Source organism: Phytohabitans houttuyneae (genome assembly GCF_011764425.1).
GTDB lineage: Bacteria > Actinomycetota > Actinomycetes > Mycobacteriales > Micromonosporaceae > Phytohabitans > Phytohabitans houttuyneae.
In genome coordinates this window covers 1,287,287-1,312,661 of record NZ_BLPF01000004.1, presented here as the reverse complement: position 1 = coordinate 1,312,661, position 25,375 = coordinate 1,287,287, and the positions used below count along the sequence as shown (strand labels likewise).

At 68.4% G+C, this 25,375-nt stretch carries 19 protein-coding genes and 1 pseudogene; 7 read left to right on the top strand and 13 right to left on the bottom strand.

The window, feature by feature from the left end; translation table 11 throughout:
- Positions 1 to 6,279, bottom strand: coding sequence for a toxin TcdB middle/N-terminal domain-containing protein (locus tag Phou_RS48035; protein ID WP_173071091.1), 6,279 nt, complete (start codon positions 6,277 to 6,279; stop codon positions 1 to 3).
- A 68-nt stretch (positions 6,280 to 6,347) separates the two neighbouring features.
- On the bottom strand, positions 6,348 to 7,307 hold the full coding sequence (locus Phou_RS48030; protein ID WP_173071089.1) for a SpvB/TcaC N-terminal domain-containing protein: 960 nt from the start codon (positions 7,305 to 7,307) through the stop codon (positions 6,348 to 6,350).
- A 446-nt stretch (positions 7,308 to 7,753) separates the two neighbouring features.
- On the opposite strand from Phou_RS48030, the pseudogene Phou_RS48025 reads away from it, so the two are divergent.
- Positions 7,754 to 8,176, top strand: a pseudogene (locus Phou_RS48025) (DUF8817 family protein); the annotation flags it as partial.
- A 244-nt stretch (positions 8,177 to 8,420) separates the two neighbouring features.
- Here the strand turns inward: Phou_RS48025 and Phou_RS48020 are convergent.
- Positions 8,421 to 8,846 carry a prolyl oligopeptidase family serine peptidase gene (locus tag Phou_RS48020; RefSeq protein WP_246274742.1) on the bottom strand — a complete coding sequence of 142 codons (426 nt, stop codon included), beginning with the start codon at positions 8,844 to 8,846 and terminating at the stop codon, positions 8,421 to 8,423.
- Between the two features lie 523 nt (positions 8,847 to 9,369).
- Here Phou_RS48020 and Phou_RS48015 point away from each other — a divergent pair.
- The 5 genes from Phou_RS48015 to Phou_RS47995 all read left to right on the top strand — a co-directional run bounded on the left by Phou_RS48015 (position 9,370) and on the right by Phou_RS47995 (position 15,027).
- Complete coding sequence (locus Phou_RS48015) at positions 9,370 to 10,086, top strand: PASTA domain-containing protein (RefSeq protein WP_173071087.1); 717 nt, start codon at positions 9,370 to 9,372, stop codon at positions 10,084 to 10,086.
- A 137-nt stretch (positions 10,087 to 10,223) separates the two neighbouring features.
- A complete protein-coding gene (locus Phou_RS48010; RefSeq protein ID WP_173071085.1) occupies positions 10,224 to 10,640 on the top strand; it encodes a hypothetical protein in 417 nt (138 codons plus the stop codon).
- A 155-nt stretch (positions 10,641 to 10,795) separates the two neighbouring features.
- Positions 10,796 to 12,517, top strand: coding sequence for a TIR domain-containing protein (locus Phou_RS48005; protein ID WP_173071083.1), 1,722 nt, complete (start codon positions 10,796 to 10,798; stop codon positions 12,515 to 12,517).
- Positions 12,518 to 13,384: 867 nt separating this feature from the next.
- A complete protein-coding gene (locus tag Phou_RS56230; protein WP_503827021.1) occupies positions 13,385 to 13,948 on the top strand; it encodes an immunity protein CdiI family protein in 564 nt (187 codons plus the stop codon).
- The gene (locus Phou_RS47995) at positions 13,945 to 15,027 is read left to right on the top strand and encodes an IS110 family RNA-guided transposase (protein WP_218579628.1); all 1,083 of its coding nucleotides are present in this window, start codon (positions 13,945 to 13,947) and stop codon (positions 15,025 to 15,027) included. The genes Phou_RS56230 and Phou_RS47995 overlap by 4 nt, the downstream gene beginning before the upstream one ends.
- 297 nt (positions 15,028 to 15,324) lie before the next feature.
- Here Phou_RS47995 and Phou_RS47990 read toward each other — a convergent pair whose 3' ends face one another.
- Positions 15,325 to 15,762: a hypothetical protein gene (locus tag Phou_RS47990; RefSeq protein ID WP_173071079.1), complete on the bottom strand. Its 438-nt coding sequence runs from the start codon at positions 15,760 to 15,762 to the stop codon at positions 15,325 to 15,327.
- Positions 15,763 to 15,962: 200 nt separating this feature from the next.
- Between Phou_RS47990 and Phou_RS47985 the strand changes: the two genes are divergently transcribed.
- Positions 15,963 to 16,484, top strand: coding sequence for a hypothetical protein (locus tag Phou_RS47985; protein WP_173071077.1), 522 nt, complete (start codon positions 15,963 to 15,965; stop codon positions 16,482 to 16,484).
- Between the two features lie 963 nt (positions 16,485 to 17,447).
- On the opposite strand, the gene Phou_RS47980 is transcribed toward Phou_RS47985, so the two are convergent.
- The 9 genes from Phou_RS47980 to Phou_RS47940 form a co-directional block, all read right to left on the bottom strand.
- The gene (locus Phou_RS47980; protein ID WP_173071075.1) at positions 17,448 to 19,547 is read right to left on the bottom strand and encodes a LysM peptidoglycan-binding domain-containing protein; all 2,100 of its coding nucleotides are present in this window, start codon (positions 19,545 to 19,547) and stop codon (positions 17,448 to 17,450) included.
- A 4-nt stretch (positions 19,548 to 19,551) separates the two neighbouring features.
- Positions 19,552 to 19,989 (bottom strand): pilus assembly protein TadG-related protein, encoded by a 438-nt coding sequence (locus Phou_RS47975; protein WP_173071073.1) that lies wholly within the window; start codon positions 19,987 to 19,989, stop codon positions 19,552 to 19,554.
- Positions 19,986 to 20,450 carry a TadE/TadG family type IV pilus assembly protein gene (locus Phou_RS47970; protein WP_281365201.1) on the bottom strand — a complete coding sequence of 155 codons (465 nt, stop codon included), beginning with the start codon at positions 20,448 to 20,450 and terminating at the stop codon, positions 19,986 to 19,988. The genes Phou_RS47975 and Phou_RS47970 overlap by 4 nt, the downstream gene beginning before the upstream one ends.
- The gene (locus tag Phou_RS47965; RefSeq protein WP_173071069.1) at positions 20,447 to 20,806 is read right to left on the bottom strand and encodes a TadE family protein; all 360 of its coding nucleotides are present in this window, start codon (positions 20,804 to 20,806) and stop codon (positions 20,447 to 20,449) included. The genes Phou_RS47970 and Phou_RS47965 overlap by 4 nt, the downstream gene beginning before the upstream one ends.
- A gap of 68 nt (positions 20,807 to 20,874) precedes the next feature.
- The gene (locus Phou_RS47960; RefSeq protein ID WP_173071067.1) at positions 20,875 to 21,090 is read right to left on the bottom strand and encodes a hypothetical protein; all 216 of its coding nucleotides are present in this window, start codon (positions 21,088 to 21,090) and stop codon (positions 20,875 to 20,877) included.
- Between the two features lie 51 nt (positions 21,091 to 21,141).
- Positions 21,142 to 22,008 (bottom strand): type II secretion system F family protein, encoded by an 867-nt coding sequence (locus Phou_RS47955; protein ID WP_173071065.1) that lies wholly within the window; start codon positions 22,006 to 22,008, stop codon positions 21,142 to 21,144.
- Positions 22,005 to 22,850 carry a type II secretion system F family protein gene (locus Phou_RS47950; protein ID WP_173071063.1) on the bottom strand — a complete coding sequence of 282 codons (846 nt, stop codon included), beginning with the start codon at positions 22,848 to 22,850 and terminating at the stop codon, positions 22,005 to 22,007. The genes Phou_RS47955 and Phou_RS47950 overlap by 4 nt, the downstream gene beginning before the upstream one ends.
- 2 nt (positions 22,851 to 22,852) lie before the next feature.
- Positions 22,853 to 24,049, bottom strand: a complete 1,197-nt coding sequence (locus Phou_RS47945; RefSeq protein WP_173071061.1) for a TadA family conjugal transfer-associated ATPase — start codon at positions 24,047 to 24,049, stop codon at positions 22,853 to 22,855.
- A 783-nt stretch (positions 24,050 to 24,832) separates the two neighbouring features.
- Positions 24,833 to 25,273 carry an SAF domain-containing protein gene (locus Phou_RS47940; RefSeq protein ID WP_345510141.1) on the bottom strand — a complete coding sequence of 147 codons (441 nt, stop codon included), beginning with the start codon at positions 25,271 to 25,273 and terminating at the stop codon, positions 24,833 to 24,835.
- Between the last annotated feature and the right edge of the window lie 102 nt (positions 25,274 to 25,375).

Sequence of the window (25,375 nt, the reverse complement as noted above, 5' to 3'; positions counted from 1 at the left end):
TCACCACGGCGGTATGTAGGAATACGGTCCGAAGTGCCAGCTGATCAGCCGGTCCACGATGTTGCCGATGGCCTCAGCGGTCTCGATCGGTCCAGGGATCTGCTCGGCGGTCGAGATCGTCACGTCCATGCCGAGGTAGCCGAGCGTGCCGCCGATCATGCCGCCCGCAAGGCCGGTGAGGACCGCTCCAGGACCCGTTTCGATGCCGAAGGCCGCGCCTAGTGCAGCGCCGGCCTCCGCGCCCGCGATGCCGGCGGCCCAGCCACCGGCCTCGCGGAGGCCCTGCTTGACGACGGGCGCCGGCGTGCCCTGGTCGATCGACTGCATCGTCGCCTCGGTCAGGTTCTTCGACGTGTTGTAAACGCCGTAGAGCATTAGCCCGGTGCCGAAACCTTTCGTGCCGCGCGTCCATCCGGACTCGATCGCCGACGGCGGGACGTAGTCGCGGAACAACGTCTCCTTGACGTTGGCCTGGTCCGGCTTGAACATCCCTTCGACCCGTTCCGAGAAGCCGCTGCTCTCGCGCTCCTTCACCATCCGGTCGACGTCGGCGAGGAGTTCCTCGTTCGATACCACCTTCACACCGTTCGCCTGGGCGATCGGCACACTGATCCAATATCGAGTTCCTTCGAACTTCGGGTCGCCGAGCCACGTGTCGCTCCCCGACAGCCAGCGCGACGGGCGACCTTCGGTGGTGAGATGCTCGCCGAGTGCGTGTTCGCCCGGTGAGTTCGTGGCGGTGGGGTCGCGCGCCTTCATGCCGATCGTCTCTGGTGCCCGGTTGATGTTGGGATTCGTTTTGCGCACGACCGTGCCGGGATTCGGAACCGCTGAGACCACCGGCAGGGAGGACGGTGTCGAGGTATCGTCCGGCTTGCGTTCTTCGCGACCTCCCGGGTCCGACAGATCCATCGGGCGACCGGCAGCATAGACGTACCGGTTGCTGCGGGCGCTGCTGTAACGCGGGTCCGGGCTGGTCCATCGGCACGTGCCGGGCGCGTAGTACCGGGCGGCGTGGTAGTTGAGGCCGGATTCTTCGTCGCGTTCTTTGCCGGTGTAGCGGTAGCGTTTGCGGCGGAAGCTGCCGAAGCTGGTTTCGCCGTAGGGAAAGTATTCCTCGCGGTTGATCCAGCCGCCGGTGGCGTCGAGGGTGACCGACGCGCTGCCGAGGTGGTCGGCCAGTTCGTACCGGATGGCAGGGCCGGCGTCGTCGGGGTGCACGTCACTGCCGTTTCGGACGACGGCGATGCGGCCGCTGCCGTCCAGGATTTGGAGAAGGCTGTTGTGACCGCCGCCGTTCTTGGCCCACCAATGGTGCTCGACCAGGTCAGTGAGGTAGGCGATGCTCTCGTCGAGGGAGGCGCTGTTGTTGCGCCGAACCCATTTCTTCACCCGCCGGCCGTCCGCCCCGTAGAGGTAGCGAGCCGAGACTGAGGTCCCGGCGCCGGCGGTGGTCCGGAAGCCGACCAGCCGGCCGGCGTGGTCCCAGCTGAAGTGACGTGAGTCCGTCTCGGTCAGCAGGTTGCCGGCGTCGTCGTAGGTCAGGGTCACCTCCGGCTGGCCGGCATTACGCACGCTGGTCAACCTGTTGCTCGACGCGTCCGGCCAATCCTCCGGCGGCAGGCCACCCGTCCCGAACACGCGGTGCCAGCTCGGTGGCGCCGGCCCGGTCGTGACCTGGTAGAGCAGATCGAGGAGGTTCCCGGCCGGGTCGTAGGTGTAGGTCTCGCGGTAGCCGGTGGTGGCGTCGGGTGCGTTGGCCTGGTTCGGCGCGGCCGGATAGGACCCGCAGCGGGGGACGTCGTCGAGCGGCCTGAGCAGGCCGATGTCGGCGCAGGCGCGCCCGGTGGCCGATGTCAACCGGTAGAGCGGGTCGTAGCCGAATCGGCGGATCAGCGCGTTGCGGCCGTCGCCCGGACCAGCTACCCCGCAGCCGGCGGTGCGTTCCTCGATCACGGTGACGTTGCCGACCAGATCGTAGGTATGGGTGAGGTCTTGGACGGGGGTCCCGCCCGTACCGATCCACGTGTCGTCGGGGCTGGGCTCCATGCGGTCGGTGCGGAGCCGGACCAGCCGGAACGTGTCCGGGTCGTATGCGTAGCGGGTCACCGCTCCGGGTCCGGTGCCGTCCGGGGTTCCGTCGCCGTAGGCGGCGAGCACCCGCTGGCCGCGGGCGTTGTGGGCGAGCAGCCGGACGTAAGGCACACCATCGACCGAAACTGACCGCAGGGCGCCGGATCGGCTGTAGGCCGGGGTGACGATTCGGTCCTGCTGCCCGCCGACCGCGGTGGGGACCGTGACCCGGACTGCCCGGCCGAGCGCGTCGTATCGGGTGGTCGTGCGGTACTCGGTCGGGTCGAGCGAAGCGGCCTGGGCGCCGGGCGCGGCCCAGTTCGCGGTCCAGCCGTCCGGTTCGGCCGCGGCGATCGCCGCGTCGCTGACGACCTGGCGGACCTGGCTGGTCGCCCTCCCGGTGAAGTCGTACTCCTCGACGGTGACCAGTCCGGCCTCGTCGAGGTGCCGCCACAGTCGGCCGAGCCGGTTGTGGGCGCGGGCCGCTGCGCGATCGGTCGGCGGCTGTGCGGAGTCGCCGCGGTCGCCGTATGTGAGTTGTTCCCGCATCGTCGTCGTCGCGGCTGCCTCGTCGCGGGCGTACACCGTGGCCGGCCGGTTCAGCACGTCGTATGTACGCAGTGCCACGCATCCACGAGAGTCGCGCGCGGCGACGGTGTTGCCGACCGCGTCAAGCACGGTGATCTGCCGCCCGGCGTCGATGCTGTCGACCCGCAACGGCCGGTTCGTCAGGTCGTGGGCGTGGGCGAACGCGGCCCGTCCTAGTTCGTCGACGACGGTCAGCGGGTTGCCGCGGATGTCGTAGCCGGTCTGGGTGGCGTGCAAGTCGGTCGCCGGGACCGGACCGCCCCGGACGATCTGGCAGACCGTCCGGCCGAGCGCGTCCACGACTGCCGTCGTGGGCGTGAAATGGTGAGACACCGGTGCGCGCCCGGCCAGCGAGGCGCCGGTGGGGCTGCGGCTGTCTGGCGCGAGGTCGTTCTCGTCGTAGGTCGTGACCGCCCACGGGGTCGGGTCGATGATGTCGGGTGTGGCCAGGTTGTCGGGCTGGCCGAAAACTGTCCGCCGCCGCGAACCGTCGGATTTGACCACGCGCACCATCTGGCCGCGCGGGTCATAGAAGTTGGCGACTCGTTTCCCCTGCCGTGCCTCGACCGCCGGCTGGTAGTCCCAGCCGGAGTCGTAGAACGGTTCGTAGGTCTCGACGACTCGCCCCTTGTTGTCGTAGACCTGCCAGCCACTGACGACGACTCGGTCAGTGACACGGGTGCCGACCGCGGGCCCGCCAGCTTGACCGGGCACCGGCTCCGGTTCGCCGTGAGCATCGGGGATGGTCAGCCCGGTGTCGTCGCCGGTGCGGCCGAAGGCCAGGTCGTCGGCCTGGACGCGTTTCTGCACCAGCCGGCCGAAGCCGTCGGAGTACTCCCGGGTCTCGATCACGTCGTCCGCGGCATCGTCGGGCCGGAGACCGTCCATGGCGTGCCATACCCGAGCAACGGTATGCACCGAGACTGGCTGCTCGCGCTGCGCGTAGGCGGACAGGTCGTAGCTGTACCGGATCTCGGGACGTTCGTCGGTCCCGCCTTCACCCGCGCGGCCGTCCAGCTGGAAGGCGGAGAGAAGACCGAGGGGGTGATAGCGGTAGTTCGTCGCGTTCCCGTTCGGGTCGATGATCCGGCTGGGCCGACCGGTCCGGTAGTTGTAGACGGCTGTTGAGGTCAGGGCCGCCGGGTCCCGCACCGTTGCGGGTAGCAGCCCGTACTTGTCGGGGGTCACTCGGGTCTCGTGGCGCAGTGGGTCTTGGACTCCGAGGAGCAGGCCGCGGCCGGGCACTGGTCCCGCCGCGGCCAACTGGACGTCGTAGGCGTTGCGGGCGGTGTCGGCGTACCAGCCGGCGGCATGGACGGTGTCGGCCGGGTCGATCGGCTCGTGCCGGTAGCCCAGGTCGGCGCCGAACGCTGCTGGCGCGCCGGAGGGCAACGGCTCGTCGGTGCCACCCAGGTAGTCCGGGCGCCAGGGGCCGTATGCGTCGGCGAGCGTGTCTTCAGCGCCTGTGCCGTCGCGGAAGACGAGCGTCTCGCTGCGGGTCAGCAGCCCGTGCGGTCCGACTTGACGCGCTTCCCGCCCGACGTAGGCAGGCCCGTCGTAGTGGTTGACGACATGCCCGATCAATCGGGTGTCGGCTGCAGCCAGACGCTCGAAGGTGTCGCGGACTGCTTCGGCGGCCCGTAGCTGGTCGGCCAGCACTTCCTGTACGTTGTTCGGCCTCTGCTCGTCGACACCGGGCGGGTCCGCGAGTTCGAAGGTGCGCACCTGCGCGACCCGGTCGTGGATCGCGGTGCTCTGGTCCGGCTCGGCGTAGCCGGTACGGGTATGGGTGGCGAGTATCCGCGTCTCGTCGGGACGGAGCGTGCGGCCCTGGCCGGCGTGGACGGGGGCGACGGTGAACGACTGGCGGCGGGTCGACCGGCGGGGCGCCGCCACCGCAGTCTGCCGCCGGGGCTGGCCGTACGAATCATGGTCGCCAGTGAAGGTGAACCGGGTCATCGGGTCGGTACCGCGTTCCCACTGGGTGGTGCGGGTGGCGACTTCGAAGGCAGTGAACACCCGCGGCCGGCCCGGTGCTCCGGCCGCCGGTTCTTCTCGCAGGTCGTAGGCGTGCTCGGCGACCGTGTACGGCCTGCCCCGTTCGGCCGTACCGTCGAGCCCGTACAGCTCAGTGCGCAGAACCCGGCCCCGCAGCGCCCGCAGCGCGTCCCGCCGGGCTGGCCGTCCGGCCGGATCATGGAGGCCGCGCAGGAACCGACGGACCCCGCCGTTGTGGTCGAGCAGGTGCGGGTCGCCGGGCCAGTATTCGGCCCGCAGGTCCAGCTCGGCCCAGCGGTCCTCGTCGTCGGTGTCCATCGGGCCGAGGTGGAACCAGGTGCGGGTCAACGTGGGCGGGGAGAACGACGCCTGCCCGACCGGGCCGAACGAGGCATCAGGATGCAGGCCGGCAGCGTGATAGTCCACGATAGTCTCAGAATCGAACTGCTCTACGCGGCCGAAACCGCGGAACTCGCGGTCGGCGCCATCCCAGTAGCCGTGCCGGTAGGAATAGGTGCTGGTCAGCTTGCCGCCGGAAATCTGGTCGACGGACTCGACGCGGGACACGACGGGGACGACGAACGGCAGCGGGGTGCGCCACCGGGTGTGCGGGCTGGCATTGTCGGCCGTCGCGTAGGCGGTGGAGGGCCGGTAGCCGATCCTGGTGACCGCGCCGATGTGGTTGTCGACCTGGACGAGCAGCCGAGGTTTGACCCCTCCGGTGAGGTCGAGGAAGTACATCGACGGGCGGCCGGGCGACGTAGCATCCCGGCTCCACAGCACGCCGCCGGTCCCGGTGCCGAGCAGGTCGGTGAGCCGGACATCCCAGCCGCCCGCGGGCGGTCCGGGAACTGTCACCGGCTCGCTCCAGCCGTTGCCGCTGCGGTTGAACCAGACCGTGACGCGGTCGCCGTCGCTGTAGACGAGGTCGGCCAGGCCATCACCGTCCACGTCGCCGAGCATCAGCCGGGCGGGGTCGTAGCCGAACGGCAGTCGTGGACCGTCCTGCATCCGAAGCCGTCCGCCCCAGCGGCCGTGGCCGAGGTTCGGCCAGTATTCGACGCTCCCGTTGTGGACGAGGACGAGATCGGTCAGCCCGTCGCCGGTCATGTCCGCCCACCGTACTCGCGGGTCGGTGAGGGGCAGCGGCGGCAGCCCTTCGGGATCCGTTGAGCGGGCGGGCTGCGGGCCGCGCCAGCCGGCGTCCGGGTCGGCGAAGAAGCACTCCAACCTGCCACGGGCATGCAGCGCGTCGGTCACACCATCACCGTCGAGATCGATCAGCCGCACCCAAGGGTCCTTGAGCCCGAAACTCGGCGGATTCCGGTAGCGACGGAAGGTGCCCCACGACGGGCCGAACCGCAGCGGGAAATAGCCGGCGATGGTCGGCGTCGTGACCAGCAGGTCGGCGCGCCCGTCACCGTCGGCGTCGAGCAGCTGCACACCCGGGTCAGCCAGCGAGAGCCCGGCCGGCGCGCCCGCCATCGGGCGTGGCCGGTCGAACGATCCGCTGCCGAGATTGCGCCAGTAGCGGGCCACTCCGTTGACTTGCAACACGTCGGGCAGCCCGTCGCCGGTGAGGTCGACCAGCTCGCGGTCTCCGCGGGACAGCGCCCCCACGGGAGGGTCGGCACCGGAGACGGGCTGGAACCGGCGGGAGGCCGGATCGAAGCGGCCGTAGCCGAAGGCTAACGGCGGCAGGTCGCGAGAGGCGGCCCCTCGTCGTCGAAGCCGACCACCGTCACGCTGGTCAGCAGCGTGACGCCGTTGTACGGGTCGGCCTGGTAGTCCAGCTCGTAGCGTCGAACGAGCTGGTCGGTATCGGCGTGCACTGCGGTGGTGATCGTGCGGTAGCGACGACTGGTCCTGATCTCGAACCCGGCGGTATAGGAGGAGAACGGATCTTCCCGTTCCTCGTCGCCGAATGTGACGGTGGCAAGGAACCTCGCCGTACCACCCGCCGGCATGTAGTCGGCGTAGCCGATCGTGCGTAATAAGGGCTGCCGCCACCGGTGGTTGCCCGATTCGCCGGCATCAGCGTCGTACTCGTAGGTGATCGCATTGCCGAGCGGATCCCAGGTCTCCGTCAACTTCCAGGCGAAGATGTGATGTGGCACATCTGGGTCGGCGATCACCGCGGGGTCGCGCCAGGACGTGGTGCTCGTCGCCGGCCGGCGAGTTCCGTACCGGCTGACCAGGCCATCCTTGCTCGTCACCTCCCAATAGTCCTGATGGGAGGCGGCGTCACAGTGGTGGATGATGGAAGCGAACAGCCCTTCGCTCCGCGGTCGGTACCGAGTGCCGATCCCGGCAAGTTCTTCGACCGGCACCAAGTCTTCGTTCCCGGACAGGATGAAGGTGTCGGTGTCATCGTCATAGACAGGTACGCCGCGCGACGTCTTGCGGGAGATCCCGGCTAGGCTGAGCGTCCAACCGAGTCCGAAAAAGCCGTTGCCGTTGCCGGTGCTGTAAGCGAGATCGAGCCTCGGTTCAAGGCCTCGCCGTCCAGGTGGCACGATGACCGGGACCGTCATGTTGCCAGTCCCGGTCTGGATATCCGGTGTGAACGTCTCGCCGATGCCGCGGACCGATCCACCGCCCTGCGGCAGTGAGATGATCTGCTCCGGTGCCTGCGTCGCGTCCCCCACCGCGCCTCCTCCGCGACTCGGCCGGCCGATCTACACCGGTTCCGGTCCGACCGGCATCCACAATGGCTACCGCCAGAACACTCACCACGCGGCCTATATATGGATCGTAGCGGGTGGTCCGTGTTCGGAGGCTCACCTAAGGCGGTCTCACCAGACTCAAGGGGCCAATCTCCTGCCAGGACGATCACCCGAGTTTGCGGCTGGTGGCGCGTTATTACCAACACGTCCGAGACCGACGAGGACCGAGTTACAGGCCGACACCCGCCAGTGGACTGGCTTGCCAGCGGTCGACGTCGTCGATAGCCGAGCAGGGTGGCCGAGCCATCCTTCCAGCCGCCGGCGGCGCGGTAGGCGGCGGTGATCGCGGCGAGCGCGCGTTCGATGGTGGCCGCGGCGCGGCCGGCGTCGGTCAGGGCGTTGGCGCTGACGACCTGCTGTCACTCAACACTCGGTGCGGGGTGCGGAAGAACGCCGACGGGTTGGGCGGGTTCAGCGTCATCGACCCGGGCGGCAACTGGATCCGATTCCATCGGGACGCCGCCACCGCGCCCATGCCGGCCACCACGCCTGCCAGGCGGCTGGCCAAGGCCCTAGCGAATGCTGTCGTGCAGGCCGATTCTAGGGGAAGCGTCGGAAAGGCCGTTCGGATCCTCGACAGCGCATTGGCCCGCCCGCAAGCCGACGACGACCCGGTCGAGCAGGTAGAGGTCCTGGTCTACCGCGCCGAACTCGCGATGGTGCTGCACGATCCAAAGACTGCGGCCAAGATGCTGGCGCGCGCCCAGTCCGTCACGCTCACGGGAGACGAATCTGAAAGGGCGGCACCCGCGTTCGACAACGCCGCCGAACTCGCAGCAGCACTGCGGTGACTCACCATACGGACGCCTCCCTCATCTCGGCAGTTGAGTGAACCTGATCTTGGTTGAGTGATCGCCAAGTCCGTGGCTCGCTGGTGGCCGGATCCCCGTGTGCCGGATACGGTGCGAGTGTTCCGTCCGGCTGGGCCTGCTTGCTCCCGATCGGCTTGGCTTGGTGGTTAGCGGTTCCAGCGTGCCGGACTTGTGGTTTCTCAACGACCTGTGCCGCGCAGCTCGCGGCTGAGGAACTCCAGGGTCAGTGCCCAGAGGGTGGCGGCTTGCTCGTTGTCGGCGGCCGCCCCGTGCCCGCCTTCCACGTTCTCGTAGAGGACACGTCGTAGCCGTGCTCGCGTAGTAGGGCCACCATCTTGCGCGCGTGTCCAGGATGGACACGGTCGTCGCGGGTCGAGGTGAGGAACAAGACCGGCGGGTACGGCCGGTCGGGCCGGACGTTGTGGTACGGCGAGAATTCGCGCAGGTAGGCCCAGTCGGCCTCGTCGTCGGGGTCGCCGTACTCGGCGATCCACGACGCGCCGGCCAGCAGCTTGGTGTAGCGGCGCATGTCCAGCAGCGGCACGGTGGCGACGATCGCCCCGAACAGTTCGGGGTAGCGGGTGAGCATGACACCCATCAGCAGTCCGCCGTTGCTGCCGCCCTCGATACCCAGCTTGTTCGACGGCACTCAGGATGAGTATGAGGGGGTAGGCCGGCGGCGTTGGCGGTGAGGATGGGTTAAGGGCAACCACTGGGTGGTTGTCCTTGTTCGTCTCCGGCGGCACTGTGAGCGGGTTGTGGTGGGCGACGGCCCTCCGTTGTCTCTTGGCGGAGTGTCGCGGGAGGGCCGTGCGATGACGCGCGGAGGCGTCGTGGTCACGGTAGGCGGTGACAATAAGTTGCTACGGATCTGCGTGTCGGCAAGGGACGGTGAGTGAAGGATCGACCGACGCCTGAGCCGATCAATCACTCTGGCCATGTCGGATGCACCAACCCGATTTTGGGCCGGCCGCCGCTTGCCGGTACTTCTACACGGCCCGCCGAGCCGCGGTCCATACTGAAGGTAACGGTCGAGGAGTTCGACGCCGCCGCAACCGGCGCCCGCAGCTATCCCGCGGGCGAGGTGTGCGATTACGGCCCCGCGAGGCGAGACCCGTATGGGAAACGCGCTGGCGGCCCGCCGAGGCGTAGGCGCACGACGGGAGAAGGCTGTGAACACCAACGTCAGCCGCGTCAGCACGGCCGCTCTGGGGGCTTTGGTCATCATTGAGATGTTCGTCTGGGATACCGGCCCCAGCGGCCAGAGCCAGCCGACAAGGCCGGCACCGGCCACCGTCGCAACTACCACTAGCAATTCCCGGTTGAGCGGGGCAACCAGCCCTGCGCCGATCGCCGACAGCACAGCCATCCCGGCACGGCTATCGACGGCCCATGAACCTACAACCATGCCGGGGGTGACTGGCGCACGGCTCACTGATGCCTACAGCCAACTGTCCGCGGCAGGATTTACCAACATCACTACTAAAGACGCGACCGGCAAAGGGCGCGTTGTGGTCAACTCGACCAACTGGATCGTGCGGTCGCAGAGCCCGAAAGCAGGTGCTCAGGTAGACCGCGGCACCGCCATCACGTTGACCGTGAGCAAGCCCTCAGATATGCGACAGCCGACCGCGCCCAGCCACGGTGTCATACCCGACGTGGTCTGCAGCGACCTGCAAGCGGCTCAGGACGCTCTTCAATCGGCAGGATTCTCGAACCTGAACTCGCAGGACGGTACGGGACAGGGCCGCTCGCAGGTCATCGACCGCAACTGGGTAGTCACCGACCAGTCAGCCACCCCCGGGAGCACCCCACCGTCCAGTACACGCATCGTGCTAACGGTCGTGAAGTACGGCGAGCCGACCGGCGACTCCGGCTGTCCCAGCTAACCCGAACCCGCTCCGCGTCCATCTGATGCCCCAGACCACCCGCCGCATCGTCGGCGAGGATTTGCCAGGCCGCGTCCGCGCCTGCCCATCCGGCCTACGCGGACCTCCACCCGCGCGCACTGCGGGCGGCAGCAGGCGTGAACGCCTTCAGGGTCGTCTCCATCGCTGCGCCCGGAGCCACGACCATGTCATATCGCCGCGAGCGCGCCTTGATCGACTCGCCGACCCGGACCGAGAATACTCCGGGGAGCATCGGATCCGGCTCGGTCTCAACAGCTGGGTCGATCCACCGCCACGTCATTGACACCCTGAGCGTCAACGGAGGCAGCAGCTTGGGCAGCGATGCGTCCGACACCCCTCGCGAGGTCGTCCTGGCCGCCGGAACCTGGCTCGGCATGCAGCTGCTGGCTGACGGCTTCGCCTGGTTGCCAGGCCGATTGATGCTGCAGCGCCGCCACGGAACACTCCGGCATCTGATTTATCTACAGCCGCGCAAGTACAACCGGCGCGATGGACAGATCAAAGTCCAAGCCATGCTCAACGTGCGGCCTTGACAGCCCGAACGTAACTACGACAGCAGGCAGTGGGCGTCGACCTGCTCAGGTTTGCCGAGCATGGACAGCACATTAGCCACGCCGAGGGGACGGCCCAATCGACTTCTACGATCTCGCGAAACCGATGGAGTGCGGCGTTGTCGCGCGCTGGCACAATGGGCTACGTGGTCGATGCCATGCCCCGGGTGTTCGTCTCGTACGCCCATGACGGTGCCGAGCACACGGCGGCGGTCGGCACCCTTTCCCGGGTGTTGGCGTCGCTGGGTTTCGATGTCCGCCTGGACACGGCGGTGGCCGACTCCTCGCCGCAGTGGGTCGACTGGATGGAGCGGCAGGTCGCCGAGGCCGACTTCGTGCTGGTCATCGCGTCGCCGTTGTATTTGCAGCGGGCGCGTGGTGACGGCCCGCCCGACGAGGGGCGGGGGGTGTGGTATGAGGCCCGCCTGCTGCGCGAGCAGGTGTACCGGGACAAGGGCGGCGCCTGGCTGGAGAAGATCGTGCCGATCGTGCTTCCGGGACGCTCGCCGCGGGAACTGCCGGCATTCCTCACCCCGTACTCGGGATCGCACGTTCAGCTCCGTGAGATCAGTGCCGCCGCGTTGGGTGTCCTGGTGCCCGTCTTGCGGGGTGAGGCGCGACCGGTGCTCCGGCCGGAGTCCGCGCCGTCCGGCGGCGGCGTGGACTCCGAGCCGCCGCACCAACCCACGCACTTCGTTGGCCGCGAGGCTGAACTCACCGTCTTGTCGAAGTACCTGAGCCGCCCACGCCGGGGCGGCCGCCCGCCCGTTCGGGTGGTCGTGTTGGAGGGTCTGGCCGGCTCGGGCAAGTCCACCCTGATGACGCAGGCGGCATCCCAGCACGATAAAGACTTCGACGGGCGCGTGCTGATCCGGCTGCGGGGCTCGTCGGAGAAGCCGTTGCCGCCGGCGGATCTGATTCGCGAGCTGGCTATCCGGCTGGGAGGGCCGGCCTCCGCCCATGACGACGACGCTACGTACCGGCGATACCGGGAGACAGTCGACTCCAAACGTGTACTGATCATGCTCGACGACGCTCACGACGCCGACCAGATCCGCCAGGCCGTGAGCGTCGGCGGGCCCAGCGTCTTCCTCGTCACCAGCCGGGTCGAGCTGCGCGATCTGCCCGCCTCGGCGCGCATCGGCGTGGGCGCGCTGTCGGAGGATGAGGCCGTTTGCATGCTGGCCGGCCTCGTCGGCGCCGAGCGGGTCGATGCCGATCCTGAGGTGGCCCGGCGTATCGTGCGGCGATGCGGCAACCTGCCCATCGCGATCAGTCTGGTAACCGCGCACCTCACCGGTGAGTCGGGCCGGGCCTACCGCCTCAACGCGCTCGACGACGACCTGGCCGCCCGCGGGCTGGACGCCATCGCCGGGCGGGCGAGCGCGACTACCTCGGCGCTGAGAATTCGGAGCTGGCGAAAATTGGATGAACACCCATTTGTCGTGCTGCTATCGGTACTTGTGAGTCTGATCGCGGTCACTACCTTCGCGATCGGTGGATGGAAATACCTATTGCCAGCCGGCCCCACCGCGCCGCCACGATCGGCATCCACCCCGTCCGAGCCAACGATTACGACTATCGAGAACACAGTTGGTAAGGTCGGTGTTGACCCAATCCTAAAAATCAACTACGTCGATGCTGAATGCGATATTTCGGGTGGACGCTGGGATGGCCAACCAGGATTCCGCGTTGCCGACAATTTCGGTGCCGGTGGTTTGTGCATTCAGGGGCATGGTGCGATTTTCTACGAGCGAACCTGTTTGTACGCCGGCCAGTGGCGAGAGTATGTCACGCTTCTCGATGCCCGAGGACACCAAGGCCCCACATATGAACTTAACTTCGTGTGCGTAGTTTGACACGGAGCTGAAGGCCGGCGGCCAGTTGCGTGAGCTTGTCCCGGTCACGCCGTTTCGGCCATCGGCGGTTTTCTCCGCGGGCTGGCGCGCTCGTCGACGGCACCGCCCACGGCAGCCACTGGCCCGGGCAGGCAATGGGCTGGCTGGAACCGGCTGGCCTCGAAGGCCGGAGCCGAGACGGCGAATCTTGGCGTCGAACTTGGTCGGACCGGCACGCTGACCTGTCCTGCGTGCCGACTCATCCGCGCCGCGCGGCGGCACGGCAACGATCAGGCATAGGCGCCGGGCTGCGCCATACGGTCGCGAAGCTGACCGATCCTGGGCTGGACGACGTGGACTTGGACCTTGTTGCAAATGAGTCGCTTCGACTACGAGGCGTACCTACGCTGAGCCCGTGACGGAAGCAGATCCGCTGGAGGTGGCGGCCTGGCGAATGGCGGTCGGAAGGCTCCCACTCGATGATCTCCCCGAACTCGCAACCGACGCTCTTGTTCGCGGCCTGGATAGTCCTGCTCTTCGTGTTCTCGCGGGCAGGCACGATGGGACGTCCGGGACTCGTCGGATCTGTTTCGCGTTGCTCTGGGCGAACTCGACATCGAGCTTCCGGACGCCGACCGCGGGCAGTGGCACCTGGCCCGGCGTACGGCGGGCGACATCGTGGCCGGACGTATTGGGGCGGCCCGCGGAGCCAACGATCTCTGGCTGGCGTCTGAGAAGGTGCGGGACAACGGGGACCTGCGGATCTTTGTGGGCTTGGCGTCAACGCTGGACGATCACCCCGAGGACGCCGAACACATCGAGGCCGACATAGTTGCGGCTGCGCGAGAACTGCTGGACCGGCCAGCACCTCGACGCTGGATCAAGGTGATGGCCGCTCGAGGCCGATCTCCGCTTACGCAGACGATTGGGCACGACAACGTCGAGGTTGATCCCCAGGCTCTGCGACTCAGCGACAGCCTGCGTTCCGACCTCGCCCAGTGGAAAGCCGACTTCGAGGCCACCCTTTCGGGTTGGCCGGCGTCGGGTGGGTTCGATTCCGAACACGATGCCGAGCGGTTTGTAGCCGTCGGCCGGCGACTCGTTTTGCGACTTCAAGACGAACTTGGAGCTAGCTATCACGTCGAGTACATGCCAGAGGCAATTCGTCCTCCGGGAGTACGACTGCGCGCAAATCAAACCGCTAATCGAGCGCTCATCGGCTTCTTGTTTCATTGCGGTAGGACCGAGGCCCGGCCAGGCTTCTGTCTAGGCGTCCGGGCTGTCGCTCTCTCATCGGCTGCCCGCACTGGTTGTGTGGCTCTCATTTGGCCTGCGCGGTCCCGGGCGTCGCCTATGGGCGGGGAGAGGCTCAAGAGGGGATTGCCCAGCTCGAAGAAGCGTTGCCCTCCCAGCTCGACACGTTGTCGGATCGAGCAAGTGGAGGACCTGTGACCCTGTCGGACCGAGTGGTCATCGGCATGGACCCGCACAAGCGTTCAGCCACGATCGAGGTGATGGCCGCCGACGAGACTGTCCTTGGTGGCGGCCGGTTCGGCACCGACCGCGCCGGCTTCGCGGCGATGGTCGCCTATGCGAAGCAGTGGCCGGACCGGGTCTGGGCGATCGAGGGCTGCGAGGGTATCGGCCGACACATCGCCACCCGCCTGCTGGCCGATGGCGAGCAGGTCGTCGACGTGCCACCGAAGCTGTCCGCTCGGGCACGTGTCTTCGTCACCGGACAAGGCCGCAAGACCGACGCCACCGACGCCCATTCCGTCGCCCTGGTCGGCACGCGTATGAGCGGCCTACGGCCGCTGGTCAACGACGAGCAACTCGCCGTGCTGCGGCTGCTGGTCGACCGCCGCCGTTCCCTCGGCGACGACCACACCCGGATGGTCTGCCAGTTGCACCAACTGCTGCTCGAGCTCATCCCCGGCGGGGCAAAGAAGAGCCTGTCCGCGGCTCAGGCCAAGGCGCTGCTGGCCACCGTCCGACCGCGGGACGCGGTCGGCAAGGCCCGCCGGCGGGTGGCCGCCGAGCTGATCGCCGACCTGGAACGGGTCTACCAGCGCTCCAAGCAGGCCGACAAAGAGCTCAAGGAACTGGTTGCCGCCACCGGCACCACCTTGATGGACCTGCACGGCATCGGACCCTCCGGCGCCGCCCGGCTCCTGGTCGAGGTCGGCGACATCACCCGTTTCCCCAACCGGGCCCACTTCGCCTCCTGGAATGGCACCGCACCCATCGACGCCTCCTCCGGCGACCAGGTACGACACCGGCTCTCCCGGGCAGGCAACCGGCAGATCAACCGGGTCCTGCACATCATGGCCACAGTTCAGTTGCGCAACGCCACCCTCGGACGCGCCTACTTCGACCGCAGAAAAGCAGCCGGCAAGACGTCGATGGAAGCGATGCGAAGCCTGAAACGGCGGCTGTCCGACCTCGTCTACCGACAAATGATCAACGACGCTGTCGCCACGGCCGCGACGGGTCCGGGAGGACACCGGGACACGTCTACAAGTCCTGCGTGACCAGCTCTCATCCCCACGCCGGCTCTTCGGAAAAGTCACTTCCCGGACCCGCCGACAGCAAGCCTAAACCGTAGTCCCCACCAACCCTCTTGACACAGAGGGGAGCCATGAGCGGATGTTGGTCTGGGTGGGGCCGCGGCGTCCGCCTGTGGTGAGGGCGCTGTTGGGCGTTGACACCGCCACAATTGGCGGCGCCGGCCTCCAACCCGACACGGAGCCAGGTCAGGGGGTGAAGCCCTGACCTGGCTCGTGTGTTGTCCGATGACGGACCTGCGGTCAGGTGGTGGAGGGGGTGGATCAGAAGTACAGGGTCCTGGACTTCGTGTACGTCGTGTACTGGTTGCCCGGGTAGAAGGTCGACCCGGACACGGTGATCTGAGCGGTGGTGAACCCGTAGCTGGAGTTGAGGTCGCCGCTGAAGGTCTGACAGTTCTGGTAGTAGACCGTGTGAAGGGCGGTGGCGCTTCCCGCCGCGATGGTGACTGAGGAGCTCGGGTAGGTGCTCTCCCCGCACAGCGTTACCGAGTAGCTCGCCTGGTTGCTTCCCGCCGTCGCGGTCACGCTGCCGGTGGCGGTGCCGAGGGACTGGGTGTTGTTGTAGCCGCCCTTGACGGAGACAGTGAACGGGGCCGTAGCCGCTTGGGCGCTGGTCGCGGGAAACAGGGCCACCGCGAGCAAGCCGACGGCGGTCGCGGCCAACAGGCGGATGGAGCGGAAACGACGAATTTTGGGCATGCTGACTCCTGACGTGGCGGGGAAGGCGCAGGAACAAGACGCAAGGAAATCGACCGGATTCGTCTGCGGTCGATCGCGCCGCAGCGCCGAGTACATCGGCGTCAGTAAATATTATGGCCGGCGCTACCTGGGCATGTCCAGCCCTCGCCCCAGCCACCACATGGGCGACGACAAACCCTGCACCCTCGCCCATTCACGGCATGCCCCTCATCTGTCCGCGCTGGTCACCGACGCCGCACCACGGGTACATCGTCGTCACCACCTCGGCGACGGACCTGCTCCAGGAGTTGTCCCGGCACACCGGCGAGTTCACGGTCGAATCGGTCGTCGACCGCACCGCGGACGCCAACATCGACTCCGGCAAGTTCGACATGCTGCTCGGCGAGCTCGACGGCCGGGCGTTCATGGTCGATACATCGATGGTCCTGTCTGACAGCCCGGACATGATCGTCGCGATGTCGACCGCCCTGGGCACCGTCGTCGGCTGCGGCGCCGAGACGGTTTCCGGCTCCTACTGGCTGACGGCAGCTCGGGACGGCCAGCCACTACGACACGTCTTCGTCTCCCACGCCGCCATGACGCGGGGCATGGCAATGGGCGAACCCCTGCCCAGCGAAGGCGAGCATCCGATCGAGGACAACCGCGGAGCCGGCATCTTCGCGGCGATGGCGTCGTTCGGGCTCGACCCATCGGCCTGGCTGAGTTCCGGTCCGGCCAGCTGAAGCTCACCCGTCAGGCCGGTCCTTACCCGAGGCCGCCACATCGACGACGTGGAGTTCATCCCGTTTCAGATTCTTGGGGACTCGGACTGGGCCGACGCATCAGTGTCATCAGGATTGTCGTGGAGCCACTGCAGCACCTCCCAGATGGCTTCGTACTGGGTGCGCGCGAGGCTTCGGGCTGCAGGCCCAGAAACAGTTTGGACCTCGAGCGTGGACTCGATCGGCGCCACGGGCCTCTTCCGCCTGGTGCGACCCGCCGAGGCTCGCTCCGACCGGGCCGGCTTGTCCGAGGTCAATGACGTCCGGTCTGAACCCGCCGAAACTGGCGACACCGACGTCAACTGCTCTCGGCGGGATTTCGAAACGCTCACCGGCTCACGGAACAGGTCACCCAGTCGCAGCTCATCCTGCTCAATACCGGGCAGCACAGCGGCAGAACCAACGGAATCCAGAGCGGCGGCCAGCGCGGCGCGTTGCTCCTGCGTCAGCGACGAAACCCCATCGATGACCGCTTGGACGAACTCGCCGAGCCTACCGTCCGGACTCTCACGACGCGCTGTCAAAAGACCCCCAAGGCCGGGAAGCGGTGCCCAGAACTGCCGACGGACTGCCGCCGGCGGGTCCGGGCCCACATATCGCGATGGAGAACCAGCTTTTCACCATCCCGGCATGTTCCTCTGGCCAGCCCGCACTCGCAACAGGCGACAACGCGGCGTGACGACCTGATCCCGACCGCCACCATCGATGGCTGCATGCCGCACGCAGCACACGGCTACGCCCATCCACCGGCCCACTCCCCCGCACAGAACGCGGGCACCCACAGCCCTGTCCGTTGAAACAACGCCGGGAATCGGCCACCGGAGGCCCTGTCGGCGTACCGGTCGATGTGCGCAGCCGCGTACGGATCAGCGCAGCACCCGGCGCGTGCGCCTTCAACCTGAACGCGATAATTCCACGCGTGAGTTACGACCTTGCGGTGTGGGAGGGCGAGCCTCCCGCGAGCGACGAAGCGTCCTCGTGACCGTTGGCGTCGGCGATGAGCAGGACGTGCGGCATCAACGCGTCGGCGATGAGGTCGGCGATTCGGCCTTCGAGTGCGGCGTGGAGGCCGGTGTCGGTCATTGCGGTGATGGTGGCGGCGGCGCGGCGCTGTACGCGGGCGATGGCTTCGGCGATGGATGTTGCGGTGGTGACTCGGTCGCCGCCGAGGGCGGCTAGGTGCCGGGCGTCGTCGTGGTCGAAGCCGGCCAGGACGATTTGGGTGTCGTCGCTCCAGTGGCTGGTGGCGAGTTCGGCGGCCAGGTAGCGGAGCAGGTCGGTAGCGCGGCGTCGGTCTCCGCTGATGGTTACGAGATGAGCGCGTTCGAGGTCGATGAGCAGGTGGTGTCCGTCGGGTGAAGAGGCGACGGTGGCCAACAGGGGTAGTGGAGCCAGGGCCTGATCGTCATCGGCAAGCGGAACGCTGCGTGGCAGTGACCAGGTCCGGCCAGATTGGTCCGTCACGAATGGCGATGGGGGGTGTGGGTTGGGGTGGGTGAGGATGAAGTCAATGTCGCCGGCGGATATGGACACTGCGGCGACGTCGGGCAGGTCGGCTGGCATGTGGTCGTGGAGCCCGGCCGCCAAGTTGCGCAGGGCCTCGTTGAGCCGGTCAACGTCGGCTGGTCGTGCGCTAGCCCGAACGGTGGTTTCGATGGTGGGATCTGGGGCCGATGGGATACGCCTGTTGGGTTGTCGCTGTTGGCGCTGGCGGCGGCGGGCGGCGCGGAGTTGGTAGAGCGCGAGGGCGGCGAGCATGCCCGCGCAGGCCAGGACTGCTGTGGTGGGCAGGACTGTGTCAAGGACCCCGGTGGAGTCGTCCGAGTCCGGCGAGGAGCCGGTCTTTACCGAAGGTGAGGGGGGCGCGGCGCGGTCGGGGTTCGTTGCCTCGGACGACGGTAGTGCCGTCGGCGGTGGCTGCCGTGGAAACGTTTCGGCTTTGGGTCGAGGCGGGCGCGGTGGTGCGGTCGAGGTGGCGGATCCGTTGGCGTGCGGTTGTGGGCCGCGGTCGCGCGCGCTGGGCGGGAGTGTGAGGAGCTGGCCGGGTTCAATGTGGTCGGGGAACCGGCGGTCTGCGCGTTCGAGGTTGTTGTTGAGGCGAGCGATTTCGGGGTAGCGGTCGCCGTCGCCGAGGAACCGTGCGGCGATGTGGTAGACCCAGTCGCCTCGTGCCACCGTGTACTCGGGTTTGGCAGGAACAGCTGACCGTCCCGTGGCCGAGTCGTTGACGGTCTGGGCAAGCCGGGTCCAGCTCGGTGGGCGGGCGTCGCGCGGAAGCACGATAGTGCTGCCCGGGTTCAGGGCTGCTGGTTGGGCTCCACCGGCGCCGGCGTTGGTGGGCGTGAATGCGGCGCGGTTGAGGGCGTGTATTTCGGGCCATCGGTCGGCGTTTCCAAGCCACTGCTCAGCGATTGTGGACAGGTCGTCGCCGGCTGTGACGGGGTGCCGGTAGCTGGCCGCGCCGATCCGGATGGTGATGTAGGCCGTGGATTCGGTTCGTGCTGGGTCCGATTCGCCGGTTCTGGCTCTCTCGGTGCCGTCGGGGGCGATAGGCGTGGCGGTCTCAGAGATCCGCGTCGCGGTATGTGCCGCGACTGTCGGCTCCAGAGGGGTGAGTCCGATGGCTGCGGGTGCGACGGCGGTGGTCACGACGATGCCCATCGTGAGGGTGGTGATGATGGTGGCGGCGAGCTGCTGAGTTCCGGCGGTGCCGCGTAGCCGCCGTGCGGTGGCGCCGGTACGCGCGGCGCGGGTTTCCGCGATCAGGCACCGGACGAACTGTGCCCACAGGTACCACAGCAGGACGGCGAGGGCGTCGATGATGGCGCGGTCGGTGATCGAAGCGGTGAGCCATTGTCGGGCTTCGTCTAAGGTCGGCGGCTTGGATGGTGCGGGCCAGCCGATGAACACGGCCAGGGCGAAGGGAACGCCGAACAGCAGGATCGCCAGAGCGGCCCCAGCACCGATCCGTCGCGCAATCGATCCTGCGGCGGCTGTCCGTGTTCTGGGTGTCGGCGGTTTCATGGTGTCAGTTGCCGGTTTGGGGTTCGGCGGTGGCGGTGACGGTGATCGGCAGGGCGTCGATGCCCACCAGCGTGAGCAGGATGGTTGGCTGGTTGGCCGCGATCGTGACGGTGACTTGTGTTTCGGTCGCGGTGACGGCGCCGTTGGTGCCGGTGTCGGCCAGGAAGGTTGTCGCGGCGCGGCGGGCGGCTTGGGGGTCGAGGACCACCGTTCCGGTGCTGCGGAGCAGTTCGATGTCGATGTGGTCGGCTCCGGCCCGGGCGGCTGCTTGCGCGATATCGAACAGTCTCACACGCGCTGCGATCGCGGCGGCGGGATCGGTGAGCAGGCCAGCCAGGAGCAGAACCAGCAGGACGGTTCCAGCGATGCCACCGCTGATCTGCCCACTATCTCGGGATAGTTCGACCACCCGGGTCCGTGTGGGAGGTGCGAGGCGGTTCATGATGCTGCCTGCTCATCAGCCCGCCAGGTGTCGATGGGGCTGATCGCTGTAGCGCGCAGCACGACGCTTCCGGGCATCCGCAGGCCGGTCAGCGCCTGGGTCGACAGGCGGCAGAGTATGGAAACGGAGACGACGCCGCCGGGCCAGAAGGCGCTTGTGTCCGTGTCCACGGTCAGGGTCGCGCAGCTGACACCCTTTCCCGCCAGGGCGGCGTGTGCCGCGCGTTCGGCCGCAGCTGGGGCGGTAGCGGGTTGGCGTTGTTGGGATGCGGCGCGGGCTGCGGCGGACGCGGCGGCGTTGGCGTCGATCCGCGTGACGCTGACCCGGCCGGCGAAGAGCGCGAACGCGAGCAGCAGTAGGAGCAAGGGCAGCGCGGCGGTCATCTGCACGGTTGCACTGCCGCGATCAGCCAAGCGTGGGCGTCCCGGCCGGGACCGGTCTTGTACGCCGGGTTGGGTCATGATGTGGCCGCGGTGTAGGGCTGGAATCGCTCGACTGGTGCCGTCGCGACGACGTGGACGGTGCGCAGCGGCGCGAGGGGGATGATCCTTACCGGTCGCACGGCGATGACTGCGGTGGCCGTCGTCTCGGTGCGGATGACCTGAATCTCGGTGGCGGTGAGGCCGGTGCCGGCCTGGTCGAGGACCGCTTGTGCGTCGGCGCGGCCCTGGTCGGCGGTGCCGCCGTCGAGTCTGGTTGTCTGGACCGCTTGGTCGGCGGCGTGGCGTGCGGTTAGGTAGGCCCAGCCGTAGGCGGTGGCTTGGGCGCCGGCGAGGGCGAGGGTCAGCAGCCACGGTGTCCACAGCAGCGTCTGCACGGTGGTTGACCCACGATCGTGTCGCGACAGGCGTCGTTGCCGGGGTGGATTGTTCGGCCTGGTCATGGTCAGAACCCGATGATGCTGCCGACTTTGCCGGCGACCCATGGGCCGATGAGCGCGGTAGCGCCGACGATGACGCCGAGCCAGAACAGCACCCAGGCTAGCTCCTGGACCGTGTCGCCCCGGTCCGGTTCGGCTCGCACGCGCCGCCACCGGGTCTTCCATTCGTGCCGGACACGCGCGACGACACGGCTGTTCGAAAGCACCTTCGTGACCTCCATCTGTTCAGGAACCGTTTGACGATGGGATGCGCTCACTTTGAGTTCCGCCTTCTAGATCGCCGCGCCTATGCCCACAACGGCCGGATACAGCAGGAAGATCATGAATGCGACGCCGAGCATGACCAGGGGCAGGGACATACGTTCGGAGGCGGCGTTGGCGGCCGCTTGCATGGCGATGGTTTGCCGGGTACGAAGCGCGTGCGCGCGGGCGGCCAGGGAGGCGCGGATGCGGGCGCCTTCGTTGCCGGCCAGGGTGAGCGAGGCGGCGAGTTCTTCGAGCTCGGGGATGCCGGCGTCGACACCGAGTTGGTGGAACTGCTGCCATGGCGGCTGGCGGGTCAGCCGGGAGGTGGCGAGGGCGGTGCGGATGCGATCAGCGGCCCACCCGTGGGCGATGTTGGCGGCATCGTGGGTGGCTTGTTCGATACCTGCGCCTCCGGCCAGCGAGATGGTCACCAGGTCGAGGATCGCGGCGAGAGTGTGGACGAGTTCTGCCCGCAGACGCCTCGCCTCAGCGCGCAGTCGCGCTTCGACAACCCATAGGCCGAGGGCCGCGCCGGCGATCGCGGCACCAGCCGGGATGGCCAGGGACGCGCCGCGCACAAGGGCGTACGTGACAAGCGGGGCGATGAGGAGACCGGTGATGGCGGCGGTCGCTTGGCCTGCGAGGTGGGTGGTCGGGGGCCGTTGGAGCAGGGCGAGGTCCTTGTGGGTTTGTTGGGCAGGTACCCCGAACCGGGCCAGCAGGCCGGCCAACTCGACGCGGAGGCCGTCAATGCCGCGGGTTGCTGGCTGCGCGGGGCGGTGAAGGCGGTCGAGCGCGGCGGACAGCGACGGCCGTGGCGGCCGAAGCCCGGTGAAGATCGATGCGATTCCGAGGCCGGCTGCCGCGCCGACCAGCACGACGGTCGCCGTCATCGCAGACCTCCAGCGGCGCCCTTCGCGACGTCCAAAACCCGGGGTGGGGTGTTGAGCCTGCCGAGGCGATGCAGCCACCAGAACGCGGCGGCGAAGACGCCGACGATGCCGGCGAGGACGAGTTGGCCGGTCGGGCTGCTGTAGGGGGCCAGGAATGGGCGGTTGAAGACGGTCATCGCGGTGACCATGGTGAGAGTGAGCCCAACGATGATTCGCACGGCGGAGCGGGTGCGAGCGCGTTCGGCGGCGATCCGGTCTCGGGCGGTGGCCTGTTCCCGGGCTGCGTTCGCCAGGACGGCCAGCCGGTCGGCCAGCTGTGCGGCTTGGTTGCTGGCCGCGTGGATGAGCGCGGCGGCGACCAGGTCCGCCGTCGGGTTGGCCGATTGTTGCGCGAACCGGGTCAGCGCCTCTGGCAGCCGTGCGCCGACCCGCAGGGCGTCGGCGAGGGCGGTCACGTCGCGGCGGATGGCGGGTGGTGCCAGGGGCGCGGTGGCCTGGATGGTCTGCTCGAGGCCGGCTGCGGCGGACAGCGTGTCGCGGAGCATCTCCGCCCATGTGGCCACTGCTTCGATCTGTTCCCGGGCGCGGCGTTCGACGGTGGCCGCGCCCCATATGGTCGGTAGGAACCACACTGTCGCGGCTATCGCGGCGGCGGCGACGGGCCAGCCGGTCAGTGCAGCCACGGTCGCCGCGGCCAGGACGGCGCCGGCGATGCTCGCAGGTCGGGGCGGCCGGCGTCGTCTGACCAGGCGTGGCGGGCGGGGAAGCCGGCGTCCGCCATACAGCGTCAGGAGAATTCCGGCGGCGAAGGCCGCCCCGAGGGCGGCAGGCACGATCGGCATCGTTACCACCCCTCGGCCGCGAGGATTTCGGGGTCGAGGCCGGCGGCGATCAGCGCATCCATGGTGGACGCGCGCACTGGTGCGGCCGGGACGCCGCGCTTGTCGGGGCCGGGTCGGTAGACCTCGTTGGTGACGACCTGCCCGTTGTCGAAGCCGACGACCTCGCGCAGGGAGGACAGCACGCGGGTGCCGTCCCTGAGCTTCTCCAAGTGAACGATGACGTGCACGGCGGCGGCGACCAGCGCGTAGGTGGCCTCGAACGCCAGGCGCTCGACAGCCTGGATCGCATACGTTGCTAACCGTGCTGGTACCTGCCGGGAGCTGGATGAGTGGATCGTGAAGTCGACGCCGCCTTGGCCTTCGATATTTGGCTCTCTGGTCTGCATGACCACGACATCGGGATGACGGCGTTCGTCTTGGTCGAGGGCGAGTTCGGTGACGTCCTCGATGACCACGATGTGCTCGTGGAAGTCGAAATTGGTGGCCAGTGCGCGGGCGAAGGTGGTCTTGCCGCTGTCGGTGCCGCCCGAGACCGCGATGTTGCGTCGCGCCCGCACCAACGCGGCCAGCAGGTGCGCTTGGGCCGTGCTGATCGTGCCGAGCCGGCATAGGTCATTCAGGTCGGCGTCGAGCAGCCCATGACGGCGGATCGATACGCATGGACGTTCGGTGACCCATCCGACAGCGAACATGCGGGATCCGTCGGGAAGCCTGACTGACAGGCGGGGGCAGCCGCGGTCGAAGCGTCGCTCCTCGATCCCGGCATGCGCGGCCGTGGCGCGGACCAGCTCGATCAGTTCGTCATCTGACGCGGCGACGGCCGGCACCCGGGCGCGGCGGCCTCCCCGGTAGCGGACGAACACCCGGTCGCAGCCTTGTGCGCTGATGTTCTCAATCTCGGGATCGTCGAGCAGCGGCTGGAATCCGCCCAGCCCGGTCAACGCGTCTCGAAGCTGCCGTGCCAGTCGGGCCTCGACGTGCGGCTCAAGACGCGGTTGGCCAGCTTCGATCAGCTCGTGCACGTGTTCGTCCAGCACGGCCGCGATCAACCCTGCGACCAAAGGCCCGCGTTCGGCACCGGCGACTGGACGGCCTACTGCGGACAGACGGGCCGAGACCCGCCGCAGCAACCGCACGACCAGGTGCGGGTCGATCGGACCCGCTGCGTTGACGGGCGGGGCCAGCGTCGGCTCAGGCATCAGGCGCCTTCCCTTGTTAGCGCTGTCGGTGACGCCGACGCAGGTAGGGACGCGGCGGCCAGGCCGCTGGCTAGGCGGTGTAGTGCGCGGGGAAGCCGCAGGCGGCGCCACCCGATCGTCGGGGTGAACCGGCCGGAAAGGACACCGGCTCCGCGTCGGTCGTGCGGCAACACGGTGGCGACCCTGACGCGTAGCTCGCGCTGCACCTCAGCCGCCGTGTAAGGGCCCGCACCGGCTAGAACCACGTGTGCCCGCCGACGAACCGGGTCGGTAAGCAGCGACAGGCTCGCGTGCAGGTGCGCCAAATGGTCCAGCCTTGGCCGGACCACGAACAGGACCATGTCCGCCGCATCCAACCATGTCCGCCGCATCCACCAAGGCGGTCGTCGCGGCCGATGCAGAGAGCCGGCCGGCGTCGACCAGCGTCGGCGCGGACCGGTGGCCAAGAGCTGGTGTGTGGGCCGCAAGCGCGGTCACCGCAGCGGACGCTGCGTTGCCAGCCGCTGGCCCCAGCAGCACCGGGCAGCCCACCGGCAGCAACTGTGCGTGCGCGCTTGGCCAGTCCGCCTCCGTGCCGTGCCGTGCCTGCGCAACGGCGGTGGCCAGTCCTGGTGTCTCCGCGCAGCCGAACCGGGCGGCCAGGTCGCCGCCATGCGGGTCGGCCTCCACGAGCAGGACGGGCTGGCCGGGCCAGCAGGCAGCCAGGCCGAGCGCCGCGGTGGTGGCCCCGGGCGCCCCTTTGACCGACCCTACGACGAGGAGCGTCACGTCCCTACCTTCCGTTCAGCCGGCCGCTCGCAGGATCAGGACCGCTTCGCCGGAAGCGGCCGCGATCCTGGTCGCGTCGGCGTCCGGCAGCATCAGCGTCACGTGCGACGTGCCCGGCTGGCCCGCGTCGGCGTCGATCTCGTACACCATCGCGTCAGCGCGGACTGGCGCACCGGCTGTACCCGCCTGCCCGCCTGCTGGCAGGACCACGACACTGACCCGGCTCCCCTTCGCCAGGGCCGACGGTGCGTGCCCGGCCTCGACCGGTACCGCGATCACCGCCTGCCCGACTGGGGGCCAGCCGACCGGCCCGAGCTGCCCGTCGACCAGCAAGGCGCCCGCGGTCAACGGCACCGCCGCGGTACGCCCGACCAGGTCAGCCATCCTGGTCGCTGCGACCGTCCGCACCAGCGGATCCGGCAAAATCCTGGCCACCGCCAGATCGGCGCCCTCCACGGTCCGGCCAGCGGCACCGGCCGCGCGATGACGACGACGGCCGAGCGGTTGTCCCGTCGTGACTCCACGACCGCCATACCCAGCGCGGAGCCGACCACGAGC